Origin of the sequence: Streptomyces flaveolus (genome assembly GCF_000716535.1) — a bacterium.
GTDB lineage: Bacteria > Actinomycetota > Actinomycetes > Streptomycetales > Streptomycetaceae > Streptomyces > Streptomyces flaveolus_A.
The window spans coordinates 291,457-312,844 of the sequence record NZ_JNWV01000037.1; the positions used below are offsets into that span (position 1 = coordinate 291,457).

Here is a 21,388-nt window from a genome sequence, read left to right on the forward strand (position 1 = left end):
CACACCTCGTCCTGCCCCGCCCCAGCGTCACGCCCCGCCCCGCCCCGCCCCTCACAGCTCCACATACACCACCGTCGCGTCGTCGTGCGTCTTGGCGCGGCCGAGGAACGCCCGTTCCTCCCGGTCCGCCGTCTCCAGTTCCCGTACCCGTTCCACCAGCGACCGGGCGCCCTCCTTGGCGACCAGGTCGAGCAGGGCCGTCCAGTCGCCCTCGCGGAACGTCTCCGTCCAGCGCGTCGCGCCGTCCGTCAGTGCCGCCAGCGCCCGGACCTGCCGCCGGGGCAGGGTGCCGGTGACCGCCCGGGCGGCCACGGCGGGGTCGGCGGCGGCCGTGAAGAAGCCGCCCTCCTTGTTGCGCAGGTTCGCGTCGACCAGGGCGTCCGTGGCGAGCGCGGAGCGGGGGAGGCGGGCGAGCCGGTCGTCCAGCACCGGGGTGACCGTGCCGTCGGGCCCCCGCACCAGCAGCGCGGAATCGGACAGCACCAGGTACTCGACCGTGTCGGCGGACCAGCGGGTCAGGACGACGGTTGCCTGGGGGGTTCGCGGGTGAGAAAGCTCACAGGTGTCCGCATGGGCGTCGGCGGTGCGCCGGATCGCCCGCGCGAGAATCTCCGAGAGCGTCAGATCTCGACCGGAAACGGTCAGTTCGGTCAGGGCGCCGCCCAGTCGCGCGGTGAACCAGGGGACGGAATGCAGACAGCCCGTCCCGCCGCTGGGCGGAGTCACTCCGTCCAGGACGACCGCGCAACCTCCCTGTCCGGAGGCGGGTAGTCCGACACCGGCGAAGTCCTCGTTGGGGCGGGACGCGTCGCCGGGCTCCGAGACGAGATCAGTGCGCATCCAGCCAGTCTGCACGAGCCCTTCACACGCTGCGCCAAAGGCTGGCACCTGCCGGTGTTTTCTTACGACCCCGCAGGTCAGGCGCCTGGTTTGGGCGGGAATGATGTACTCCGGGAAGACGTGCTGGCGAATATTGCCAAAGCCTGCCGCGTGCGTCCAACCGGCCCGCCGCGCAAGACCGTCGCACGCGCCAGAGGAACTTGCCCGCCAACTCCCCTCCGATGTTCACTCCTTCGGGTGGCGGGTCAGGTGATGCGCGACCACTGCCCACCGGCGCTGGGAGGGTCGGGAACCGTACGAACCGGGTGTACGCACCACTTGGCACCGAGCTGACGGGGTGCCACCCGGGCCCCTGGGTAGACGAGTTCAGGAATGCGAGCACCGGTGCAGAAGAAGCGGCCTCGGCGCACAGGCAGGCAGACGGCCCCCGAGGGGACCGTCCCCCAGACCCCCGTGGGCTCCGGTCGCCCCACCCATGTGCGCACCCGGCTGATCGTCGCCGTCGCCGTGGTGGCCGCCGCGGTCGCGGGAGCCGGGGCGCCCGCACTGCTCACCGCCTCCCAGGACGTGAGCGAGTCCCAGGACCTGGTGACGCTGGCCGCCCGCACCCAGGACGCGCTCACCCTCGCCCACTCCCTGGCCGACGAACGCGACGAGGTCACCTCCTACGTCGCGGCCGGCCGGCCCAAGGCCAAGGCGCCCTCCGAGGACCGCAGCGCCCGCGTGGACCGGCAGGTCGAGGAGCTGCGCGCCGACACCGACACCCCGGCGAGCCTGCGCACCGCACTCGACGGCATCGACGCGCTCCGCCGGAGCGCCCTCACCGGCAAGACCAGTGCCCTCCAGACCCACCAGGCGTACTCGGCGACGATCACCGCGCTGCACCGGCTCGCCGAGCAGCTCGCCGAGCAGACGCCCCCGCGGGCCGGCTCCGGCGCCCACGCCCTCGCCGAGCTGGACTCCGCCGTCCAGCAGTCCGCCGCCGCCCGCGGCCTGCTGCTGGCCGCGCTGAACATCCCGTCCAGCACCCAGACGGTGATCGACCCCACGACCGGCCTGCCCACCACGACGGCCACCAGCAGCGACGCCGACCGCAAGCAGCGCGACGCGCTCACCGCCGCGGCCCAGCAGGCCCGGCTGCGCGCCGACGCGGCCCTCGTCGGCTTCCGCGAGACCGCGCCGAAGGCGGCCGTGGACTCCTACGACTCCACGGTCACCGGTCCCGAGGTCAACTCGGCCGACAAGTACCTGGCCTCGCTCACCGACCAGCCGACCCTCGCCGACAGCGAGCTGACCACCAGCACCAAGAAGCTGGACGCGGCCCTGTCCGCCCGGGTCGACCTGATGCGCGGCGCCGAGTCGGCGCTCTACGACCACCGCACCAAGGACCTCGCGAAGCTCCGGGACGACGACGTCACCGCCCTGGAGATCCGCGTCGCCGTCCTCGGCGCGCTGATGCTGGTCGCGGTCGGCATCGCCACGGCCATGGCCCGCACCCTGACCCGCCCGCTGTCGGTCCTGCGCCGCGGTTCGGCCCGCCTCGCCGAGTCCGGGGACCCGGCGGCCCAGGAACCGATCGCCTTCACGGGCCGCAACGACGAGTTCGCCCAGGTGGTCCGCTCGGTCAACGCCCTGCACGCGCACGCCGTGACGCTGCACGAGCGGGTCAGCACCCTGGAGACCGACCGCAAGCACCTGGTGGGCCAGCGCCAGAAGATGGCCGACGCCCGCGAGGAACTGCGCGCCGAACTCGCCGAGTCCACCGCCCAGCTGGAGCGGCTGCGCACCAGCATCGGCTCCACCTTCGTCAACCTGGCCCTGCGCACCCTCGGCCTGGTCGAGCGCCAGCTCGCGGTCATCGAGGGCCTGGAGGACCGCGAGCAGGACCCCGACCGCCTCGCCACCCTGTTCAAGCTGGACCACTTCGCCACGGTCATGCGCCGGCACAGCGAGAACCTCCTGGTCCTGGCCGGCACCGAGCACGTCCAGCAGCATCCGGGCCCGGTGCCGCTGGTCGACGTGGTCCGGGCGGCGGTCAGCGAGATCGAACGCTACGAGCGCGTCCGCATCGCGGCCCTCCCGCCGCACGCGCACGTCGCGGGCTTCGCCGCCGACGACCTCTCCCACCTGCTGGCCGAACTGATGGAGAACGCCACCTCGTTCTCCCCGCCGGACCTGCCCGTCGAGGTCTCCGGCTGGCTGCTGGAGTCGGGCGAGGTCATGCTGTCGGTCCAGGACGAGGGCATCGGCATGACCGCCGACCGCCTGGACACCCTCAACGCCCGCCTCGGCGACTTCGACCCCGAGTCCCTCTACGACCAGGAGGGCGAGGAGGGCCTCGGTCTCGGCCTGTACGTCGTCGCGCGCCTCGCCCACCGGCACGGCGCCCGCGTCCAGCTGCGCGAGCAGAAGCAGGGCGGCATCGCGGCGGTGGTGGTCCTCCCGGCCTCGCTGCTCGTCGAGGCCCCGCCCACCGCGCTCCCGCCCCAGAGCGCCGCCCCCGGCGCCACGGGCACCTTCAGCCTTCCCGGCGCCGACGCCGAGGCCAACTCCAACGTCCTCCCCACCCGCACCAAGCACCAGGACCCCTTGGTCACCCTGGCGGAACAGGCCGTACGGGAGGCCGCGGAGGCACCGGAGCCCGCACCGCGGGAGACCCACGAGCAGGCCGCCCAGCCCGCCCAGGACACGGAGACCCGCCCCAAGGCCCCGGCGGAGACGTACGCCGAGACGACGATGGAGCTGCTGCTCCCGAACGCACCGGCGGAGCCCACGAACTCGGTGACCGGCAGCCTCGACGACCCGCGGGCCGCCGACGGCGAGCACACCCCACCGGGGCCATCCGCGCCCGACGACGAGACCCGCACCGGTGGTGCGGGTGGGAACGCGGGCGCCGAAGGCGCGGCCGAGGTGCACGCACCCGGTGAAGCGCCGCAGGCACCCCGCGAAGCCGAAGAGGAGCGGCTCACCAGCAAGGGTCTCCCCAAGCGCACACCGAAGATCACCGCCCCCACCACCCCGCCCCGCCAGCGCAGCACCAGCGTCGACGCCGAAGCCCTGCGCCGCAGGCTCGGCGGCTTCCGCACCGGCGCCCAGGCCGGCTACCGCGACGTAGAGGCGGAGATCGCCGAACAGACGGCCAACAACCGGCGGCCGACCAGCCACGCACACGCCGAAGAAGCCACGGGGGGCACAGCCGAGGAGGCAAGCAGTTGACCGCGCCCACTACCTACGGACTGAGCAGCGAAGCCCGCAACCTGCACTGGCTGCTGACCAACCTGGTCGAGGAAGTCCCCGGCATCCAGTCCGTCGCCGTGGTGTCCTCCGACGGACTGCTCCTGCTGTCGTCCGACCCGGGTCACACGGAGGACGCCCGCCAGTCCCGCGACACCAAGCGGACCGGCCCCCGGGGCTCCGCCGCCGACCTCGCCACCATCGTCTCCGGCATCGGCAGCCTCACCGTCGGCGCCGCCAAGCTGATGGAGTTCGGGGGGGTCAAGCACACGATGGTCGCGATGGAGGAGGGCAGCCTGTTCGTGATGTCGATCAGCGACGGCTCGCTGCTCGGCGTGCACGGCTCCGCCGAGTGCGACATGAGCGTCGTGGCGTACCACATGGCGCTCTTCGTCGGCCGCGCCGGCCACGTCCTGACGCCCGAGCTCCGCAGCGAACTGCGCAAGAACCTGGAAGCCGAGTCGACCGGGAGCGACCGATGACCGGCACCCCGAAGAAACCAGGCAAGACGCAGCTCCCGGTGCGCGGCGGCGACCGCAAACCCGCCCGCGTCCGCCCCTACTCGCTCACCGGCGGCCGTACCCGCTTCGGCCACGTCCTCCTCGTGGAGACGTTCGTGGCGGCGCTGGAGGCCCCCGAGGAGCGCAAGGAACTGACGAACGGCTCGCTCACCACCCGGGTCATGCCGGAGATGCGGGCCATCGTCGAACTGTGCCGCCGTATGCGCACGGTGGCCGAGATCGCCGCGCTGCTGAAGATGCCGCTCGGCGTGGTCCGCGTGCTCCTCAGCGATCTCGCGGACCAGGGAAAGATCCGTGTGTACGGCACCGGAACCGGTCACGGCACCGGCCGCCCGGACCGCGCTCTGCTGGAAAGGGTGCTGAGTGGACTCCGCCGTCTCTGACGCCACCGCCTCCTTCGGGGGCACCCCCCTCGTCGCCGGGTTCAACGAGCCGGACGAGGATCTGAAGTCCTGGCAGACGGACCGGACGCGCGCTCCCATCGCGACGAAGATCGTGGTGGCGGGCGGGTTCGGCGTCGGCAAGACCACGCTCGTCACCTCCGTCTCGGAGATCACGCCCCTGCAGACCGAGGCGCTGATGACCGAGGCCAGCGAGGGCACCGACGATCTGTCCGCCACGCCGGGCAAGCTCACCACCACCGTGGCCATGGACTTCGGCCGCATCACGCTCGACGACGACCTGGTGCTCTACCTGTTCGGCACGCCGGGCCAGCAGCGGTTCTGGTTCATGTGGGACGACCTGGTGCGCGGCGCGATCGGCGCCGTCGTCATGGCGGACACCCGCCGTCTGAAGGACTGCTTCCCGGCCCTCGACTACTTCGAGAGCTGCGGACTGCCCTACGTCGTCGCGGTCAACCACTTCGACGGCAGTGAGCGGTTCGAGCCGGAGGACGTGCGGGAGGCGCTGACGATACCGGCGCACATTCCTGTCATGATCATGGACGCGCGGCGGCGGATCTCGGCGATCGAGACCCTCCTGGCCCTCGTGGGCCACGCGCTGGACGAAACCCCCGAGTAGTCCTCACACCTCGTCCTCATCCCGTAGGAGGCACCACCCGCATGCGGAAGATACTCGTCGTCGGAGCCGGCCAGTCCGGCCTCCAGCTCGCCCTCGGCCTGCAGTCGCACGGCTACGAGGTCACCCTGATGTCCAACCGGACCGCGGACGAGATCCGCTCCGGCCGGGTCATGTCGACGCAGTGCATGTTCCACACGGCACTCCAGTACGAGCGCGATCTCCAGCTGAACTTCTGGGAGTCCCAGGCCCCGAAGATCGAAGGACTCGGCGTCTCGGTCGCCGCGCCCGGCTCGCACGACCCGGGCCCGACCCAGCGGGCGATCGACTGGGTGGGCAGGCTCGACGGGTACGCGCAGTCGGTGGACCAGCGGGTGAAGATGGCCGGCTGGATGGAGACCTTCGCCCAGCGCGGCGGCCAGCTGGTCATCCACGGCGCGGCGGTCGGCGACCTCGACTACTTCTCCCGCACCTACGACCTCGTCCTGGTCGCGGCGGGCAAGGGTGAGCTGGTCTCGATGTTCGCCCGCGACCCGGAGCGCTCCCCGTACAGCGAGCCCCAGCGGGCGCTGGCGGTGGCGTACGTCCACGGGCTCGGCCCGCGCCCGGAGCACCCGGAGTTCGACGCGGTCCGCTGCAACCTGGTCCCCGGTGTCGGCGAGCTGTTCGTCATGCCGACGCTCACCACGTCCGGCCGCGCCGACATCCTGTTCTGGGAGGGCATACCCGGCGGCCCGCTCGACGTCTTCCACGGCGTCAAGGACCCGGCGGAGCACCTCTCCCTGACCCTGGAACTCATGGAGAAGTTCACGCCCTGGGAGTACGCGCGGGCCACGAAGGTCGAACTCACGGACGCGGGCGGCACCTTGTCCGGCCGCTACGCCCCGACCGTCCGCAACCCCATCGGCCGGCTGCCCTCGGGTGGCCTGGTGCTGGGCGTGGCCGACGTGGTCGTCGCCAACGACCCGATCACCGGCCAGGGCTCCAACTCGGCGTCCAAGTGCGCCGCCGCGTACCTCGCGTCGATCCTGGAGCACGGTGACAAGCCGTTCGACGAGGAGTGGATGCGGCAGACGTTCGACCGGTACTGGGCCACCGCCCAGCACGTCACCAAGTGGACGAACGCGATGCTGGCGCCGCCGCCGGAGCACGTCCTGAACCTCATCGGCGCGGCCGGGCAGTTGCAGCCGGTGGCGGATCGATTCGCCAACGCCTTCAACGACCCCGCCGACTTCGAGGACTTCTTCTACGACCCGGACAAGACGTCCGCGTACCTGGCCTCGCTCACCGGAGCCTGACGGGTCCGTCTTCGCTACTGGCCGCGCCCGCCCGCACCCGGACGTACGGCGCCCAGGACCGGATAGCTGGCGATCGGTGACACCGTGACCTTCTCGCCGGGCCTGGGCGCCTGGACGACCTTTCCGCCGCCCACGTACATCGCCACGTGCGTCGCCTCCGGGAAGTACACCACCAGGTCGCCCGGCCGGAGCTGGTTCAGCGGTACCCGCCTCAGCCGGTCCCACTGCTCCTGGCTGGTGCGCGGGATCGGTGTTCCCGCGTGGGACCACGCCTGTGACGTCAGGCCCGAGCAGTCGTACGCGTCGGGGCCCTGCGCGCCCCACTGGTACGGCTTGCCGAGCTGGTCCATGGCGTAGCGGACGGCACGGTCGCCGGCCGGGGTGGCCGCACGGTCGGCGGGCAGGGCGCCCGCGGTGGTCAGGCGCTGCTGGGCCGCGGTGACCCCCTGCTGTTCGAGCCGGGCCACGGCCGCGAGCTGGGCCGGGGTGAGGCCCGCCAGCATGCGTTCCACCTCGGCGAGCTTCGCCCGGACGTCGTCGCGCTGCCGCTTCTGCCGGCCGGCCAGGCCGAGCTGGGTGTCGAGGGCCTTGCGGGCGGCGCGGGCCAGCGCGTCCTTGCGCCGCTCCGCGGCGGTGAACCGAGCCACCGTACGGGCCTGTTCGCGTGCCAGTTCGCCGAGGACATGACCCTCGTCCAGCGCGTGCTGCGGGTCGGGCGCGAGGAGCACGCGCGCGTACGGGCCGAGGCCGCCGCTGTTCTGGTACTGCTGCCGGGCCAGGCGCCCGGCCGCGATGCGGCTGCCCTGGAGGGTGAGCCGGGCGCGGGCGAGTTCGCCGTCGAGCCGGGCCACCTCGGCGCGCTGCCGCTCCAGTCGCACGGTCGTGGCGTTGTAGGTCTCGGTGGCCTGCTCGGTCCTCCGGTAAAGCTGCTGAAGGTCGGTCAGCAGCTCGGCCACGGACCGCTGGGGGTCCGGCGTGGCCACGGCGGGCGCGGGCGCGAGGACCGCCTGGGCCGCCACCGCCGCCGTACAGGCCAGACGTAGAAGCCTTCCTGACACGTCATCACCTCCGCTGCGAGGGAAGCGGAATCTCCGCTTCCCAGCGCAACCCGATAATCAGACGTGTCGGTGCCGGCTGGATACGAAGCCTGCGCGGTTCGGCGCAGTGGTTTCACCCGTTCGCGTCGTCCGGCTTGCCGGACGGCGTGGCGTCCGGCTTGGACCAGGGCCAGCGGAGCTTCCCGCCCGACTTGTCGTCCGGGTCGTACCGGTACTTCCACCCCTGGATCAGTCCCAGCCTCCTGCTGTGCCCCCGGGGCACGCGGCGGTAGACCAGCACGGTGGGCGGGCCGCCCCCGGGGTCCGGGACGGGGATGCGGTACGTCTTCGGGGGGTGCCCGGTGGGGCCGACCAGGACGGGCAGCACGCGCCCGTCCATGGGCCCGCCCTCGAAGGGGGTGTCCTGGCTCTTCACGGCTCCAGTCTCAGCCATCCGCCGACAGCGCGGTGACCAGCGCGGCCGTCTGCGGGTCCCGGCCCGCGGTGACCGTGAGGACGGCCACGAACTGCTCCACCAGCCAGTCGCGCAGCTCCTCCACCGGGGGCTGCTTGCCCTCGTCCAGCCAGATCAGGGAGGCCGCCTCCACGGCCGTGATCCACATCCGCACGGTCATGCGCAGCCGGGGGCCCGGGTCGGTGATGCCGAGGTGCTGGTGGATGTGCGCGGCGGCGGACCGGCGCACCCCGTCCACGATGGCGGTGGTGCGGGAGGTCTCCACCACGCTGCCGCCCTGGAGCAGCGCGCTGAAGCCGGTGTCGTGCTCGTCCACGAAGGCCAGATAGCGGTCCAGGGCGCGGGCCAGCCGGGGCAGCAGGGGGCCTTCGCGGGGTTCGGCGAAGCACTGCCGGAGTTCCTCGGCGGCGGAGCGCAGGGCGGCCTCGTAGAGCTGCTGCTTGCCGCCGGGGAAGTACCGGTACACCAGCGGGCGGGACACCCCGGCCGCCTCCGCCACGTCGTCCAGGGAGACGTCCTCGGGCGCGCGGTGCGCGAAGAGGCCCAGGGCGGCGTCGAGAAGCTGACTTCGTCGCTCCTCGACGCTGAGGCGACGGTATGCGGGGGTGGCCGACGGGGTCATGCATCGCAGCCTAATCGCCGCGCGGCTTCGCCCGTCTTCCGTCCGCCGGCCGGCAGTGGTCGCCGGCCGGGCGGCGGGAGCCTGCCGCGTGGTGCCGTCGCCCTCGCACGGTTCCCTAGGCCAAGAGGCCCGACGACCTCCACAGGCGCCGTCCGACCCCCCGCAGCACCCCGATGTCGTCCAGGAAGTCCGTCAACCGCTTCGCGCCCGTCTGCATGACCTCCCGCCGGTGCGCACTGGCCTTCACCTGCGCCATCGCCTCCCGCTTGTCCAGGCCGACGTTGGTGTAGACCTCCGGGTTGACGAAGGCGACCGAGAAGACGCGGGCGAACTCGCCCGACGTGACCCGGGTGAACTCCTGGGACCACTTCGGCGCCGTCACCATCTGGCGCCGCAACTCCTCACGGGCGTACCGGACGTGCCGCGCCTCCTCCACCACGTGGATCCGCGTGACACCCCGGATCAGCGGCTGCACCCGCTCGTCGGGGAACGTCAGCCGCTGCATCCAGTCCAGCACCTCCTCGCCGAGCAGCGTGGCGGTGAAGGAACCGGGGGTCGTGGAGATCGTCTTGAACAGGCGGCCCAGGTTCTGGTGGGCGCGGCTCACCGGGTACCAGGGCGTGCCGCCGTGCGAGATCAGCCGGGCGAACATTTTCGAGTGCCGGCACTCGTCCTCGATCTCGGTGAGCGCGTACCGCACGTGCGCGCTCGTCGCCGCCTTGTCGTAGATGTGCCGGACGAGCAACTGCATGAGGATGATCTCGAACCAGATGCCGAGCGAGGCCAGCGCGGCGGCCTCGTGCCGGGAGAGCAGGATGCGCTGTTCCTCGCTCATCCGCTTCCACATCGGGGTGTCGTACAGCGACACCAGTTCCGGCGGCCAGAACCACTTGCCGTCCTCGAAGGGCGCGTCCCAGTCCAGTTCCTCGTCCGGGTCGAAGGAGTGCTTGGCGGAAGAGACGAGCAGCCGTTCGGCCACCTGTTCCCGGTCCTTGAGCAGGCCGAGCGCGTCGCGCAGCCCGTCCAGCGCGTCCGCTTCCGTCAGGGTCGTCATGGCTCCCTCACCTCGTTACCCGGGGGTAGTCGTCCTTGCCTCTTATGAGACTGCCTGTCAGCAAGACCGTCAATCCCTTCCGCACGACTTGTTGACTCGGCGTCTACGTGTGAGCCTGCGGGGTATGCCGACCCATGAGCTCTACGCCAACGACCCGGGAGACTCGTCCTGGCAGGTCCCCGCCGCCGGCGCGGCCCGGTTCAGCTGGGAGTACGACGACGGCCGCGACCGCCTCCTCGCCCTGTACCAGAAGGGCAAGGACAAGCAGTGGGACGGGCGGACGCGGATCGACTGGGACCTGGAGGTCGACCCGTACGACGCGCTCGGCACGCCCGACGAGGCGATGTCCCTGTACGGCACCCCGTACTGGGACAAGCTCTCGGAGCGGGACAAGGGCGAGCTGCGCCGGCACTACGCCTCCTGGCAGTTCAGCCAGTTCCTGCACGGCGAGCAGGGCGCGATGATCTGCGCGGCGCGGATCGTGGAGTCGGCGCCCGACCTGGACGCCAAGTTCTACTCCGCGACCCAGACCATGGACGAGGCCCGGCACGCCGAGATCTACGGCCGGTTCCTGCACGAGAAGATGGGGCTCGTCTACCCGATCAACGACAACCTCCAGTCACTGCTCGGCGACACCCTGCGCGACAGCCGCTGGGACATGCCCTACCTCGGCATGCAGGTGCTGATCGAGGGCCTGGCGCTGGCCGCCTTCGGTCTGATCCGGGACACCACGAACAAGCCGCTGCCCAAGCAGATCCTCACGTACGTCATGCAGGACGAGGCCCGGCACGTGGCCTTCGGACGGATGGCGCTGCGCGACTACTACAAGCAGCTCACCGACGCCGAACTGCGCGAGCGCGAGGAGTTCGTCATCGAGGGCTGCCATCTGATGCGCGACCGGCTGCGCGGGGTGGAGGTGCTGGAGAACTTCGGCATCCCCAAGGCCGAGGCGGAGGAGCTGAGCGAGCGGTCCGAGTTCCTCCGGCTCTTCCGCAAGCTGCTGTTCAGCCGCATCGTCCCGTGCGTGAAGGACATCGGCCTGTGGGGCAAGCGGCTCCAGCAGGCCTATGTGGACATGGGCGTACTGGAACTGGGCGACTCCGATTTGGACCTGCTGATGGCCCAGGACGAGGAACTGGCCGAGCGGCTGGACGCCGAGCGCTTCGCCGCCGAGGAGCGGGCACGGGTGGCCGAGGTGGAGACGGCGATCGCGTCGGGGGCGGCGGAGGACTGACGGGCGCGGAACGCGGTGCCGGTTCGTCACCCGGGTGCAGTAGCGTGCTGGCGTGTCCATGCCTCCACCGCCGCAGAATCCCGGCCCCTACGGCCAGCAGCCCCCTTACGGTCAGCAGGCCCCGGGTCCGTACGGCCAGCAACCCCCGTACGGTCAGCAGGCCCCGGGCCCGTACGGTTCGCCGTACCCGCCCCAGCAGCCCTATCCCCAGCAGCAGCCGTACCCGGCCCAGCAGCCGTACCCCGGCTGGGGGGTGCCGCCCATGGCCCCGCCGCCGAAGAAGCGGCGGGTCGGGCTGGTCCTCGGCATCGTGGGCGGTGTCGTCGCGGCCGTCGTGGTGCTGCTCATCGTGCTCGGGATGGTGGCCGAGAGCGGCTTCCCCGCGGCGGAGAACAAGCTCACCCTGCCCGGCAAGCTGCTCGACGGGACGTACGAACTCGTCGACGACCTCTCCGGGTCCGAGGGCAAGAAGATCAGCGACGAGGCCGACGGAGCCTGGGACGCCAAGGACACCCACGGCGTGGTCGGCACCTACAGCCCCGGTGGTGACGAGGCCAAGGGCACCCTGGTGGTGTCCGGCATGTACGGCCGGTTCAAGAACACCGAAGAGGCCCGTACGAACATGATGAAGGGCGCCGGCGAGGGCGACGGCGCCACGATCGCCGTACCGGCGAAGGAGTTCCGGCTGGACGGCGTCACCATCAGCTGCGAGGTGATGACCGAGGAGCACCTCGGCACGAAGATCACCGTGCCGGTGTGCGCCTGGGCCGACGGCAACACCGGGGCCACGGTCGCCGAGGTGGCCACGGCGGCGATGGACCAGGCTCCGGCGGACGTCGACCTGGAGGCGTTCGCGCGCAAGACCCTCACGATCCGCTCGGAGATGCGCAAGCCGATCGGCTGACGCTCACCGCCCCAGCACCGCCCGCATCACCTCCCGCGCGATCGGCGCCGCGTCCCCGCCGCCGCTGATCTCGCCCCGGTCCGCCGAGGCGTCCTCCACCACCACCGCGACCGCCACCTGCGGCTCCAGCGCGTCCTCGGCCTGCGCCCAGGAGACGAACCAGGCGTACGGCACCCCGGCGTTGCCGATCCCGTGCTGGGCGGTGCCGGTCTTGCCGCCGACCAGCGCGCCGGGGATGGCGGCGTTGGTGCCGGTGCCCTCCTCCACCACGCCGGCCATCAGCTCCTTCATCCGGGCCGCGGTGGCCGGCCGCATCACCTGCCGCCCCGGCCGGGCCGCGCTGCCGGAGACCGTCTCGCCGCCGTGCCGGGTGGTCCGCTCCACCAGGTACGGCGGACGCAGCCGGCCGCCGTCCGCGACGGCCGCCGCGACCATCGCCATCTGCAACGGCGTGGCCCGCGTGTTGTACTGCCCGATCGAGGACAGCGCGAGCTGGGCCTTGTCCACCCGCGTGTCGAAGGTGCTGGGCGCCACGGTGAACGGGATGCGCACCCCGGTGTCGTTGAACCCGAACGCCTGGGCCGTGGTCGACATGTCCCGCACCCCCACGTCCACGCCCAGCTTGGCGAAGACCGTGTTGCAGGACCACTCGAAGGCGTCCCGCACCGAGGCGTCCCGGCAGCCGTCGCCCTCGTTGGTCAGCCGGGTGGTGGTGCCGGGCAGCCGGTAGGGATCGGGGGAGTCGGTGCGCTCGTCGAGGTCCGTGACCACCCCCGCGTCCAGCGCCGCCGCCGCGGTGACCACCTTGAACGTCGACCCCGGCGGATAGGTCTGCCGCACCGCCCGGTTGAGCATCGGCCTCTCCGGGTCGTCGTTGAGCCGCGCCCACGCCGACGTCACCGCCTCGCTGTTGCCGGACAGCTCCGAGGGGTCGTACGACGGGCTGCTCACCAGCGCCAGGACCCGGCCCGTGGCCGGCTCGATCGCGGCCACCGCGCCCTTCCGCCCGGCGAGCCCCCGGTACGCGGCCTCCTGCGCCTGCCGGTTCAGGGTCGTGACGACGTCACCGCCGCGGTTCGGCGCCCGCGTCACGTCGTTCCACAGCGGCAGCGGCGCGAGCATCGGATCGCTACCGGAGAGCACCCCGTCCTCGGCGTGCTCCAGGAACGCGGTGCCGTACTTCTGCGAGGAGAAGCCGGTGACCGGCGCGTACAACGGGCCGTTCCGGTAGGTGCGTTCGTAGCGCAACTGCTCGCCGGTGTCCACGGACCCGGTGACCGGCTCGCCGCCCACCAGGATGTTCCCGCGCGGCACCTGGTAGCGGGCGATCGCCGCCCGGCGGTTGGCCGGATTGCCGTCGTACTCGTTCGACTGCACGACCTGCACCCGCGTCGCGTTGGCCAGCAAAGCCGCCAGCAGCAGGGCGCAGAACACGCAGGCGTGCCGGATGTACTTCGCCATGGGACGCCCGCCATCGGGCAGGCCGTACTCGGTCACGGTGCCTCCCGGCCGTCGTACTGACTGCGCGCCGAATCGCTCACCCGGACCAGCAGCGCCACGATCGCCCAGTTGGTGACCACCGAGGAGCCGCCCTGGGCGAGGAACGGCATCGCCATGCCGGTCAGCGGGATCAGCCCGGTGACCCCGCCCGCGATCACGAACACCTGCAACGCCACGATCGAGGCGAGCCCGACCGCCAGCAGCCGGCCGAACGGCTCGCGCAGCGCCAGGCCCGCCCGGTAGCCACGCTCCACCAGCAGGGCGTACAGCAGCACGATCCCCGCGAGACCCGCGAGGCCCAGTTCCTCACCGGCGGTCGCCAGGATGAAGTCCGACTTGGCGGCGAACCCGATCAGGATGGAGTGGCCGAGTCCGAGCCCGGTGCCGAGGAACCCGCCGGCGGCGAAGGCGAACAGCGACTGGGAGAGCTGGTTGGGGCCCTGCCCGGCGTCGATGGTGGCGAACGGGTGCAGCCAGTCCTCGATCCGCGCGCCCACATGCGGTTCCAGCCGCCCCACGGCGAACGCTCCGAGCACCGCCAGCAGCAGCCCGACCGCGATCCAGCCGGTGCGCCCGGTCGCGACGTACAGCAGCACCACGAACAGCCCGAAGAACAGCAGCGAGGTCCCCAGGTCCCGCTCCAGCACCAGCACGCCCACGCTCACCAGCCAGATCGTCAGGATCGGCCCGAGCACCCGCCCGGTCGGGAACTGCAACCGCCACAGCCGGCGCCCGGTGTACGCGAGCGCGCTGCGGTTGGCGGCCAGATAGGCGGCGAAGAACACCGCGAGCAGCACCTTCGCGAACTCGCCCGGCTGGATGGAGAACCCCGCGATCCGGATCCAGATCCGGGCCCCGTTCACCGGCGGGAACAGGATCGGCAGCGCCAGCAGCACGAGGGCGGCCACCACACAGACGTACGCGTACCGCTGGAGCACCCGGTGGTCGCGCAGCACCAGCACGACGGCGATGAACAACCCCACCCCGAGCGTGGACCACACCAGTTGCGTGGGGGCCGCCTGGTCGCCCGGCGTCTCCAGGTCCAGCCGGTAGATCAGGACCAGCCCGAGCCCGTTGAGCAGCACGCCGATGGGCAGCGGCAGCGGATCGGCGTACGGCGCCCGGATACGGACCGCGACATGGGCGAACAGGGCGAGCACGCCGAGCCCGGCGCCGTAACCGACGGCACCGGGCGGCACGGTACCGGCCCGCGCCAGCCCCACCGCGCAGTAGCCGTACACGGACAGCAGGACGGCCAGCACGAGCAGGGACAGCTCGACGCCCCGGCGCCGGGGGAGGCGCGCGGCACGCGCGGGAGCGGGAGCCGCCGCCAGGGTGGTTCCTGCCTTCGTCATGCCCGGAACCTACCTAAATAGGGCGTCTTGTGTGCGGAGGGCGGGGCCGCGCCCCCACCTCGAGCCCTACTCGGCCACCGGCAACCTCAACGTCGCCACCGCGCCCCCGTCCACCGCGTTGGCGAAGGAGAGCCGCGCCCCCAGCACCTCCGCCTGCCCCACCGCGATGGTCAGCCCCAGCCCGTGGCCCTTCGCCCCGCCCTCCGTACGGAACCGCTGCGGCCCGTGCGCGAGGAGATACCCCGGATAGCCGCCCCCGTGATCCCGCACGGTCACCACCGGCCCGTCCACCGTCAGCACCACCGGAGGCGCCCCGTGCTTGTGCGCGTTGGCCACCAGATTCCCCAGCACCCGCTCCAGCCGCCGCCGGTCGGTCTCCACCCGCGCGTCCCGGAGGATCCGCACCCGCGTCCGCGTACCGGACGCCCGCACCACCCGCTCGGCCAGCGCGCCCAGCTCCTCCGTGTCGGCCTCCAGCCGCTCCCGTCCGGTGTCCAGCCGCGAGATCTCCAGCAGGTCCTCGGTGAGCGTGCGCAGCGCCGCCACCCGGTCCCGGACCAGCTCCGTCGGCCGCCCGGGAGGCAACAGCTCCGCCGCCGCGTGCAGCCCCGTCAGCGGAGTGCGCAGCTCGTGCGCGACGTCCGCGGTGAACCGCTGCTCGCTCAGCAGCTTGCCCTGGAGGCTCGACGCCATCGAGTCCAGCGCCGCGGCCACCGCCGCCACCTCGTCCTGCGGACGGGTCGGGTCCTTCGTCCGGGGGTCGTTCACCCGGGCGTCCAGATCGCCCGCGCTGATCCGCCGGGCCACCCGCGCGGTGCCGTGCAGCCGCCGGGTCACCCGGGTCACCGCGAACAAGCCGACCAGCACGGTCGCGCCGATCGCCAGCACCGACGACCACAGGATCGACTGGTCGAGACCGGCGATGGTGCGGGACTGCTGCGAGTAGTCGACCTCCACGGCCAGCGCCCGGTGCCCGGCCGCCGGCCCCGCCGCCCACATGGTCGGGCGCCCCCGGTACGAGGCCACCATCGTGCCCCGGTGCCCGGACACCGCGAGCGTCCGCAGCGACGCCGGCAGCCCCTTCGGGTCCACGCCGGCACCCGGCAGCAGCGTGTCGCCGGCCTCGTACGCCTCGGTGGCGTCCGCGAGCCGGGACAGCGCCAGGTCACGGGCCTGGCCGACGGTCTGGTTGCGCACCGAGACGTGCACGAGCACACCGAGCAGCGCGGCCAGCGCGCAGCACATCACCGTGATGAACGCGGCGGCCTTGACGGCGAGGGTCCCGGCCCAGTGGGGGAGCGCGAGCCTCATCACGGGCTCTGCGCCGGAGAGGGGGACGGGGACGGCGTCTTGCCGTGCCGGCCGTCGCCGACGTGCAGGTACTCGTCGCGGGAGAACACCATCGCGCGCTGGCCCGGGTCCCACAGCCAGGTGGTGCGGTACTCGTAGCCGGAGATGTCGGCCGGCGAGCGTTCGATCAGCGCCCGGCCGGCCAGCTCCACCCCGATGATCGCGTCGTTGTCGGCCAGCACCTGCACCAGTTGGTGCCCCTCGACGGTGTACACCCGCACCGCCGTCTGGTTGGTCGGGTACAGCCGGAAGCCGAGCGTCAGATCGGCCCGGCCGTCCCCGGTGAGGTCCCGGTAGTACGGCTTCAGCAGCGGACACCGGGCCCGGACCCCGCCCGGCCGGCACTCCTTCATCCGGTCCACGGTCGCGTGGTACGCGCCCTTGGACCCGTAGTCGTCGGGGCGCGCCTTCAGCTCCGCCTCCACGACGTCCACGGGGTCGACCTTCCGGATGTCGTCACCGGGAACCGTGACGCCCTTCACGGTCGCCCTGGTCGCCACGTCGTACGGATAGGCCGGGCTGGACGCCGGGCGCAGGTCGGGCCAGAGCTTGGCGGGGCTGACGGCGGTGGGGGTCGACCCGGCGCCGCGCAGTTCCCCGGTGTCCCCGCAGGCCGCCGCGGTCGCCGAGAGCAGGGCGACGACGGCCACGGCGAGGGCGGTGCGCACGGGACGGCGGACTGGCATGGTCACATTCTGACGGAAGTGAGCTTTGTGCTGCTTCGAGGGTCGGGTGAGGTTTGATCGTGCCCGGGACGCCGCAGGCCTGCTCCTGCTTGCTCCGGATGCCGGCGGAGCTGATCGTGCTCGGGGCGCGGGCATGGATGTTCGTGCCCGGGGTGCAGGCGGGGATGTTCGTACCCGGTGCACGAGGGAGGCTACTCGGCCAGCTCCTCCAGCAGCCGCACGGTCGTCAGCCCCGCCCGCAGGTACTCCACGAACAGCTCGTTGTGCAGCGCCCAGGCCGAGCGCCTGGCCCGGATCAGCTGGATCGCCTGGTCGGCCGAGTCACCCCGCTGCACCAGGGCGTGCGCGATCACCAGCCCCGAGCGGTTGTACCCGTGGTAACAGCGCACGAGCACCCGCCGGCCGGCGTCCAGCGCCTCGTTCGCCGCGCGCGCCAGCCGGATCACCCCGGCGAGCTGCGTCCCGTCCAGGGGACCGTCCGGGATCGGCCACACATGGTGCTCCACGCCCGGATCGGGGCCGTACCCCGGCAGCCGCAGCAAGGACTGCACCACATCGAACTCGTCATGGACGACGGCGAACTCCAGGCCTCCGGACCGGCCGCGGAACTCGTGCCCGCCCATCCACAGGCCGGGCACGATCTCGCTCCACGGGCTGTCCGGAGCCGGTACGTCGGGCTGCTTTCCGCGGGTCCGCAACGGCGCCTCCCCAACTCCCCCTCACGGGCCGCCCTCCACGGTAACCGGTCTTGCCCCCGGAGCACCCCGCCTGTTCCCATGGTCGAGGGGTGATGGCGCATGAGCGGACTGCGCGTGGTGCCGGCCTTCCGGCACGGCCGGGAGCGGCTGTACGTCTGCCGCGAGGACGGCAGCAATATCGCCTGGTACGACCGTGAGACAGGCCGGGTCAACCTGCTCGGCGAGGACAGCAGGGACGATGTGCTCCACGCCCTGAAGCCCTTCCTGACCGGCCCGGTGACCGTGGGCCCGCCCCCGGTCCCGACCCCCGCCGAACTCGCCCGGCTGACCCTGCACCCGGACGACGACCTGGCCCCCAACCGCCCCGGCGAGGCCCTGCTCGTCGCCCTCGACCGCGACCCCGGCCCCGTCCACCGGCTCCGCCCCGACCCGCGCCGCCGCGCCCTCACCGCCGAGCAGACCGTCGGCGAGGCCCTGGACGGCCTGGAGGGGGCCGGCTGGCACACCCTGCACTCCCTCTCCCTGCCCGGCGGCGACCGCATCCATCACCTGGTGATCGGCCCCGGCGGCCTGTTCGCCGTCCACGCCCTCCACGCCCGCAGGACCCGGGTCCTGGTCGCCGACCCGATGGTCACCCTGGGCCGCCGCGAGGCCGAGCCGCTGCTGCGCCGGCTGCGCGCCGACGCCGACCGCGCCTCCTACGCCCTGACCGCCGAGGTCCGCCCGCTGCTGGCCCTCGTCGGCCCGTCCGAGGTGACCGTGACGGCGCAGCCGCGCGGGGTGCGGATCATGACGGACACGGAGCTGGCGGGCCTGGCCCGGCTGGGCGGTGTGCTCAAACCGGCGGACGTGGAAGCGCTGCACGGGATGGCCCGGGACCGGAACACGTGGGGGAGGCTGTAGCGAGGGCGGCCCGCGCGGGGTGCGGATCATGACGGACCCGGGGCCGACGGGCCTGGCCCGGCTGGGCGGGGTGCCCAAGCCGGCGGACGTGGCAGGCTGCGTGGGGTGGCCTGGGACCGGGATGCGTGTGGGCGCTGCGTGGGGTGGCCGGGGACCGGGACGGGTGTGGGCGCTGCGTGGGATGGCCTGGGACCGGAACACGAGAGGCGCCGCACTCGATGGCCCGGGACCGGAACGCGAGAGGCGTTGCACGGAATGGCCCGGGACCGGAACGCGAGAGGCGCTGCACGGAATGGCCCGGGACCGGAACACGTGGGGGAGGCTGTAGCGAGGGCGGCCCGCGCGGGGTGACGTGCCGTTACGGCAGCGGAGCCGCCGATCGCCGGTCCAGCAACGGTTCCATCAGGTCCCCGTGGTCCTGCAGGCGCGGCGCCATGTCCTCCGCGTGGATCTCCAGTTGTCCGGGACTCCGGCAGTCGGCCACCTCCTCCCAGGTCACCGGCGCGGACACCAGGGGCAGGCGGCGGGCGCGCACGGTGTACGGGGTGGCCGTGGTCTTGCGGGCCGCGTTCTGGCTCCAGTCGACGAACACCTTCCCCGGCCGCAGGCTCTTCGTCATCCGGTGCACGACCAGCCGGGGCATCGCCCGCTCCGCCTCCACCGCCAGCGCCTTCGCGTACTCGGACGTCTGTTCGGAGGAGCTCCCGCGCACCGCCGCGAGCACATGCAGCCCCTTGGACCCGGCGGTCTTCGGGTACGCCTCGATCCCGTCCACCGCGAGCCGCTCGCGCAGCCACAGGGCGACCTCGCAGCAGTGCACGATCGTCGCGGGCGCGCCCGGATCGAGGTCGAAGACCAGCCGGTCGGCCTCCTCCGGGGACTGCACCAGCCACTGGTGGGTGTGGAACTCGGTGACGAGGTTCGCCGCCCAGACCAGGCTCGGCAGGTCCTGCACCACGACCATCCGGGCCGGGCTGTCCGCCGACGACCGCGGGACCGCGGCCGTGGTGACCCACTCGGGCGTACCCGGCGGCACGTTCTTCGTGAAGAAGAGCTGCCCTTCGGGGCCGTCCGGATAGCGCAGGAAGGACACCGCCCGGTCGCGCAGGTGCGGCAGCAGGGCCGCCGCGGAGGTCGCGTAGTAGTGCAGCAGCTCCCCTTTGGTGAAGCCGGTCTCCGGATACAGCACCTTCTCCAGGTTGCTGAGCGCGACCCGGCGCCCCTCCACCTCTGTGATAGGCGTCATAGGATGACAATCCCAGACGAACCGGAAAAATCGCCAAAGGGAAGGTCCGGCACGTGCGATCGATATGGAACGGCGCCATCTCCTTCGGGCTCGTCAGCATTCCGATCAAGCTGGTGAACGCCACGGAGAGCCACGCCATCTCCTTCCGGCAGATCCACACCGAGGACAACGGCCGCATCCGCTACCGCAAGGTCTGCGAACTGGACGACCGTGAGGTCAGCCAGGCCGAGATCGGCAAGGCGTACGAGGACGCCGACGGCTCGATCATCCCGATCACCGACGAGGACCTCTCCCACCTCCCGATCCCGACCGCTCGCACGATCGACATCGTCGCCTTCGTCCCGGCCGAGCGGATCGACCCGCTCCAGATGGGCGCGGCCTACTACCTGGCCGCCGGCGGAGCCCCCGCCGCCAAGCCGTACACCCTCCTGCGCGAGGCCCTCAAACGCAGCAACAAGGTCGCGATCGCCAAGTACGCCCTGCGCGGCCGGGAACGCCTCGGCATGCTCCGCGTGGTCGGCGACGCCATCGCCATGCACGGCCTGCTCTGGCCGGACGAGGTCCGGTCCCCGGAGGGCGTCGCCCCCGACACCTCCGTCACCATCCGCGACAAGGAACTCGACCTCGCCGACGCCCTGATGGACACCCTCGGCGAGGTCGACCTCGAGGACCTGCACGACGAGTACCGGGAGGCGCTGGAGGAGGTCATCGCCGCGAAGGCCTCCGGCGAGGCCCCGCCCGAGGCCCCGGAGCCCGCGGCCGGCGGCAAGGTGCTGGACCTGATGGCCGCGCTGGAGAGCAGCGTCCGGGCCGCCCGCGAGTCCCGCGGCGTCCCGCCCCCCGGCGAGGAGGCCGAGGTCAGACCCCTGCGACAGGGGAGGGCCGAGCCGAAGGAGACGGAGGGAAAGAAGTCGACGGCGAAGAAGACGGCCGCCGCGAAGAAGGCGGCACCCGCACGCAAGTCGACGGCCAAGGCGGTGGAGGGGACGAAGAAGGCGGCGAGCGCGAAGAGCACGGCGACCGCGAAGAGCACGTCGACCGCGAAGAGTACGGGGGCGAAGAAGACGGCGACGAAGAAGACGGCGTCACGGAAGCGGTCGGCGTGAGAGTACGGGGACGGTTCGTCCACGTCTGCGCGGGCCAGCCGTGGCTGATCGCGCAGTCCCCCCTGCCTTCAGGCTGGAGACGGTGCTGGGCGCGCTCAGCGCCCCCCTGCGGCTGCGGATCGTCCGCGACTTCTCTGGGAGTTGGAAAAGTTCGCTGCTGCCGAGGATGCGCGAGGCGGACGTCACCCATCAGCACCAGTACGGCCAGGAGCGCCGCAGCCACGTCCGGGTGGCCGACCTGAACGCCCGCTTCCCCGGCCTGATGGACCTCGTGGCCGCGTGGACCCCACCGGAGGCCGACTGAGCCG

The 21,388-nt window shown here is 72.3% G+C and carries 21 protein-coding genes; 10 read left to right on the plus strand and 11 right to left on the minus strand.

What is annotated here, in order from left to right; all coding sequences use genetic code 11:
* Positions 1-51: 51 nt before the first annotated feature.
* Entirely contained in the window at positions 52-840 is a 789-nt protein-coding gene (locus tag OO52_RS35935) for a protein phosphatase 2C domain-containing protein (RefSeq protein ID WP_030657817.1), read from the minus strand.
* A 384-nt stretch (positions 841-1,224) separates the two neighbouring features.
* On the opposite strand from OO52_RS35935, the gene OO52_RS35940 reads away from it, so the two are divergent.
* From OO52_RS35940 to OO52_RS35960, 5 genes are read left to right on the plus strand one after another with little or no spacing between them, the layout of a single operon-like run.
* A complete protein-coding gene (locus tag OO52_RS35940) occupies positions 1,225-4,056 on the plus strand; it encodes a sensor histidine kinase (RefSeq protein ID WP_030939255.1) in 2,832 nt (943 codons plus the stop codon).
* Positions 4,053-4,556, plus strand: coding sequence for a roadblock/LC7 domain-containing protein (locus OO52_RS35945; RefSeq protein ID WP_030657821.1), 504 nt, complete (start codon positions 4,053-4,055; stop codon positions 4,554-4,556). The genes OO52_RS35940 and OO52_RS35945 overlap by 4 nt, the downstream gene beginning before the upstream one ends.
* Complete coding sequence (locus OO52_RS35950; RefSeq protein WP_030657823.1) at positions 4,553-4,978, plus strand: DUF742 domain-containing protein; 426 nt, start codon at positions 4,553-4,555, stop codon at positions 4,976-4,978. Before OO52_RS35945 ends, OO52_RS35950 begins: the two co-directional genes overlap by 4 nt.
* Positions 4,959-5,615: a GTP-binding protein gene (locus tag OO52_RS35955; RefSeq protein ID WP_030657824.1), complete on the plus strand. Its 657-nt coding sequence runs from the start codon at positions 4,959-4,961 to the stop codon at positions 5,613-5,615. The genes OO52_RS35950 and OO52_RS35955 overlap by 20 nt, the downstream gene beginning before the upstream one ends.
* A gap of 41 nt (positions 5,616-5,656) precedes the next feature.
* A complete protein-coding gene (locus OO52_RS35960; RefSeq protein WP_030657826.1) occupies positions 5,657-6,910 on the plus strand; it encodes a styrene monooxygenase/indole monooxygenase family protein in 1,254 nt (417 codons plus the stop codon).
* A gap of 14 nt (positions 6,911-6,924) precedes the next feature.
* Here the strand turns inward: OO52_RS35960 and OO52_RS35965 are convergent, their stop codons facing one another.
* From OO52_RS35965 to OO52_RS35980, 4 genes are all read right to left on the minus strand, one after another.
* Positions 6,925-7,968 (minus strand): C40 family peptidase, encoded by a 1,044-nt coding sequence (locus OO52_RS35965; protein WP_037630976.1) that lies wholly within the window; start codon positions 7,966-7,968, stop codon positions 6,925-6,927.
* 112 nt (positions 7,969-8,080) lie between these two features.
* Positions 8,081-8,383: a hypothetical protein gene (locus OO52_RS35970; RefSeq protein WP_030657830.1), complete on the minus strand. Its 303-nt coding sequence runs from the start codon at positions 8,381-8,383 to the stop codon at positions 8,081-8,083.
* 10 nt (positions 8,384-8,393) lie between these two features.
* Positions 8,394-9,044 (minus strand): TetR/AcrR family transcriptional regulator, encoded by a 651-nt coding sequence (locus OO52_RS35975; RefSeq protein ID WP_030657832.1) that lies wholly within the window; start codon positions 9,042-9,044, stop codon positions 8,394-8,396.
* A 115-nt stretch (positions 9,045-9,159) separates the two neighbouring features.
* The gene (locus OO52_RS35980) at positions 9,160-10,098 is read right to left on the minus strand and encodes an AurF N-oxygenase family protein (RefSeq protein WP_030657834.1); all 939 of its coding nucleotides are present in this window, start codon (positions 10,096-10,098) and stop codon (positions 9,160-9,162) included.
* A 124-nt stretch (positions 10,099-10,222) separates the two neighbouring features.
* On the opposite strand from OO52_RS35980, the gene OO52_RS35985 reads away from it, so the two are divergent.
* Positions 10,223-11,332, plus strand: coding sequence for a ferritin-like domain-containing protein (locus tag OO52_RS35985; protein ID WP_030657836.1), 1,110 nt, complete (start codon positions 10,223-10,225; stop codon positions 11,330-11,332).
* A gap of 58 nt (positions 11,333-11,390) precedes the next feature.
* Positions 11,391-12,236, plus strand: coding sequence for a hypothetical protein (locus OO52_RS35990; protein ID WP_231407383.1), 846 nt, complete (start codon positions 11,391-11,393; stop codon positions 12,234-12,236).
* Between the two features lie 3 nt (positions 12,237-12,239).
* Here the strand turns inward: OO52_RS35990 and OO52_RS35995 are convergent, their stop codons facing one another.
* From OO52_RS35995 to OO52_RS36015, 5 genes are all read right to left on the minus strand, one after another.
* Positions 12,240-13,697 (minus strand): penicillin-binding transpeptidase domain-containing protein, encoded by a 1,458-nt coding sequence (locus tag OO52_RS35995; protein ID WP_030657840.1) that lies wholly within the window; start codon positions 13,695-13,697, stop codon positions 12,240-12,242.
* A 32-nt stretch (positions 13,698-13,729) separates the two neighbouring features.
* On the minus strand, positions 13,730-15,091 hold the full coding sequence (locus OO52_RS36000; RefSeq protein ID WP_030657842.1) for an FtsW/RodA/SpoVE family cell cycle protein: 1,362 nt from the start codon (positions 15,089-15,091) through the stop codon (positions 13,730-13,732).
* Positions 15,092-15,157: 66 nt separating this feature from the next.
* On the minus strand, positions 15,158-16,402 hold the full coding sequence (locus tag OO52_RS36005) for an ATP-binding protein (RefSeq protein WP_030657844.1): 1,245 nt from the start codon (positions 16,400-16,402) through the stop codon (positions 15,158-15,160).
* On the minus strand, positions 16,402-17,127 hold the full coding sequence (locus tag OO52_RS36010) for a hypothetical protein (protein WP_030657847.1): 726 nt from the start codon (positions 17,125-17,127) through the stop codon (positions 16,402-16,404). Before OO52_RS36010 ends, OO52_RS36005 begins: the two co-directional genes overlap by 1 nt.
* Before the next feature lie 191 nt (positions 17,128-17,318).
* Positions 17,319-17,825, minus strand: a complete 507-nt coding sequence (locus OO52_RS36015; RefSeq protein WP_030657849.1) for a protein-tyrosine phosphatase family protein — start codon at positions 17,823-17,825, stop codon at positions 17,319-17,321.
* 99 nt (positions 17,826-17,924) lie between these two features.
* On the opposite strand from OO52_RS36015, the gene OO52_RS36020 reads away from it, so the two are divergent.
* Positions 17,925-18,728 (plus strand): nuclease-related domain-containing protein, encoded by an 804-nt coding sequence (locus tag OO52_RS36020; protein ID WP_030657851.1) that lies wholly within the window; start codon positions 17,925-17,927, stop codon positions 18,726-18,728.
* Positions 18,729-19,086: 358 nt separating this feature from the next.
* On the opposite strand, the gene ligD is transcribed toward OO52_RS36020, so the two are convergent.
* Complete coding sequence (ligD, locus tag OO52_RS36025) at positions 19,087-19,974, minus strand: non-homologous end-joining DNA ligase (protein WP_030657853.1); 888 nt, start codon at positions 19,972-19,974, stop codon at positions 19,087-19,089.
* A 53-nt stretch (positions 19,975-20,027) separates the two neighbouring features.
* Here ligD and OO52_RS36030 point away from each other — a divergent pair, with 53 nt between their 5' ends.
* On the plus strand, positions 20,028-21,080 hold the full coding sequence (locus OO52_RS36030) for a Ku protein (RefSeq protein WP_030657855.1): 1,053 nt from the start codon (positions 20,028-20,030) through the stop codon (positions 21,078-21,080).
* Positions 21,081-21,105: 25 nt separating this feature from the next.
* Positions 21,106-21,384 carry a hypothetical protein gene (locus tag OO52_RS36035; RefSeq protein WP_078877223.1) on the plus strand — a complete coding sequence of 93 codons (279 nt, stop codon included), beginning with the start codon at positions 21,106-21,108 and terminating at the stop codon, positions 21,382-21,384.
* Positions 21,385-21,388: the final 4 nt, after the last annotated feature.

Excerpts from the sequence above, each read along its gene's own strand:
- OO52_RS35975 (WP_030657832.1), bottom strand. The coding sequence starts at position 9,044 with ATGACCCCGTCGGCCACCCCCGCATACCGTCGCCTCAGCGTCGAGGAG.
- OO52_RS35960 (WP_030657826.1), top strand. The coding sequence starts at position 5,657 with ATGCGGAAGATACTCGTCGTCGGAGCCGGCCAGTCCGGCCTCCAGCTC.
- OO52_RS36010 (WP_030657847.1), bottom strand. The coding sequence starts at position 17,127 with ATGCCAGTCCGCCGTCCCGTGCGCACCGCCCTCGCCGTGGCCGTCGTC.
- OO52_RS36000 (WP_030657842.1), bottom strand. The coding sequence starts at position 15,091 with ATGACGAAGGCAGGAACCACCCTGGCGGCGGCTCCCGCTCCCGCGCGT.
- OO52_RS35990 (WP_231407383.1), top strand. The coding sequence starts at position 11,391 with ATGCCTCCACCGCCGCAGAATCCCGGCCCCTACGGCCAGCAGCCCCCT.
- OO52_RS35950 (WP_030657823.1), top strand. The coding sequence starts at position 4,553 with ATGACCGGCACCCCGAAGAAACCAGGCAAGACGCAGCTCCCGGTGCGC.
- OO52_RS36005 (WP_030657844.1), bottom strand. The coding sequence starts at position 16,402 with ATGAGGCTCGCGCTCCCCCACTGGGCCGGGACCCTCGCCGTCAAGGCC.
- OO52_RS35985 (WP_030657836.1), top strand. The coding sequence starts at position 10,223 with ATGCCGACCCATGAGCTCTACGCCAACGACCCGGGAGACTCGTCCTGG.
- OO52_RS36020 (WP_030657851.1), top strand. The coding sequence starts at position 17,925 with ATGAGCGGACTGCGCGTGGTGCCGGCCTTCCGGCACGGCCGGGAGCGG.
- ligD (WP_030657853.1), bottom strand. The coding sequence starts at position 19,974 with ATGACGCCTATCACAGAGGTGGAGGGGCGCCGGGTCGCGCTCAGCAAC.
- OO52_RS35935 (WP_030657817.1), bottom strand. The coding sequence starts at position 840 with ATGCGCACTGATCTCGTCTCGGAGCCCGGCGACGCGTCCCGCCCCAAC.
- OO52_RS35995 (WP_030657840.1), bottom strand. The coding sequence starts at position 13,697 with ATGGCGAAGTACATCCGGCACGCCTGCGTGTTCTGCGCCCTGCTGCTG.
- OO52_RS35980 (WP_030657834.1), bottom strand. The coding sequence starts at position 10,098 with ATGACGACCCTGACGGAAGCGGACGCGCTGGACGGGCTGCGCGACGCG.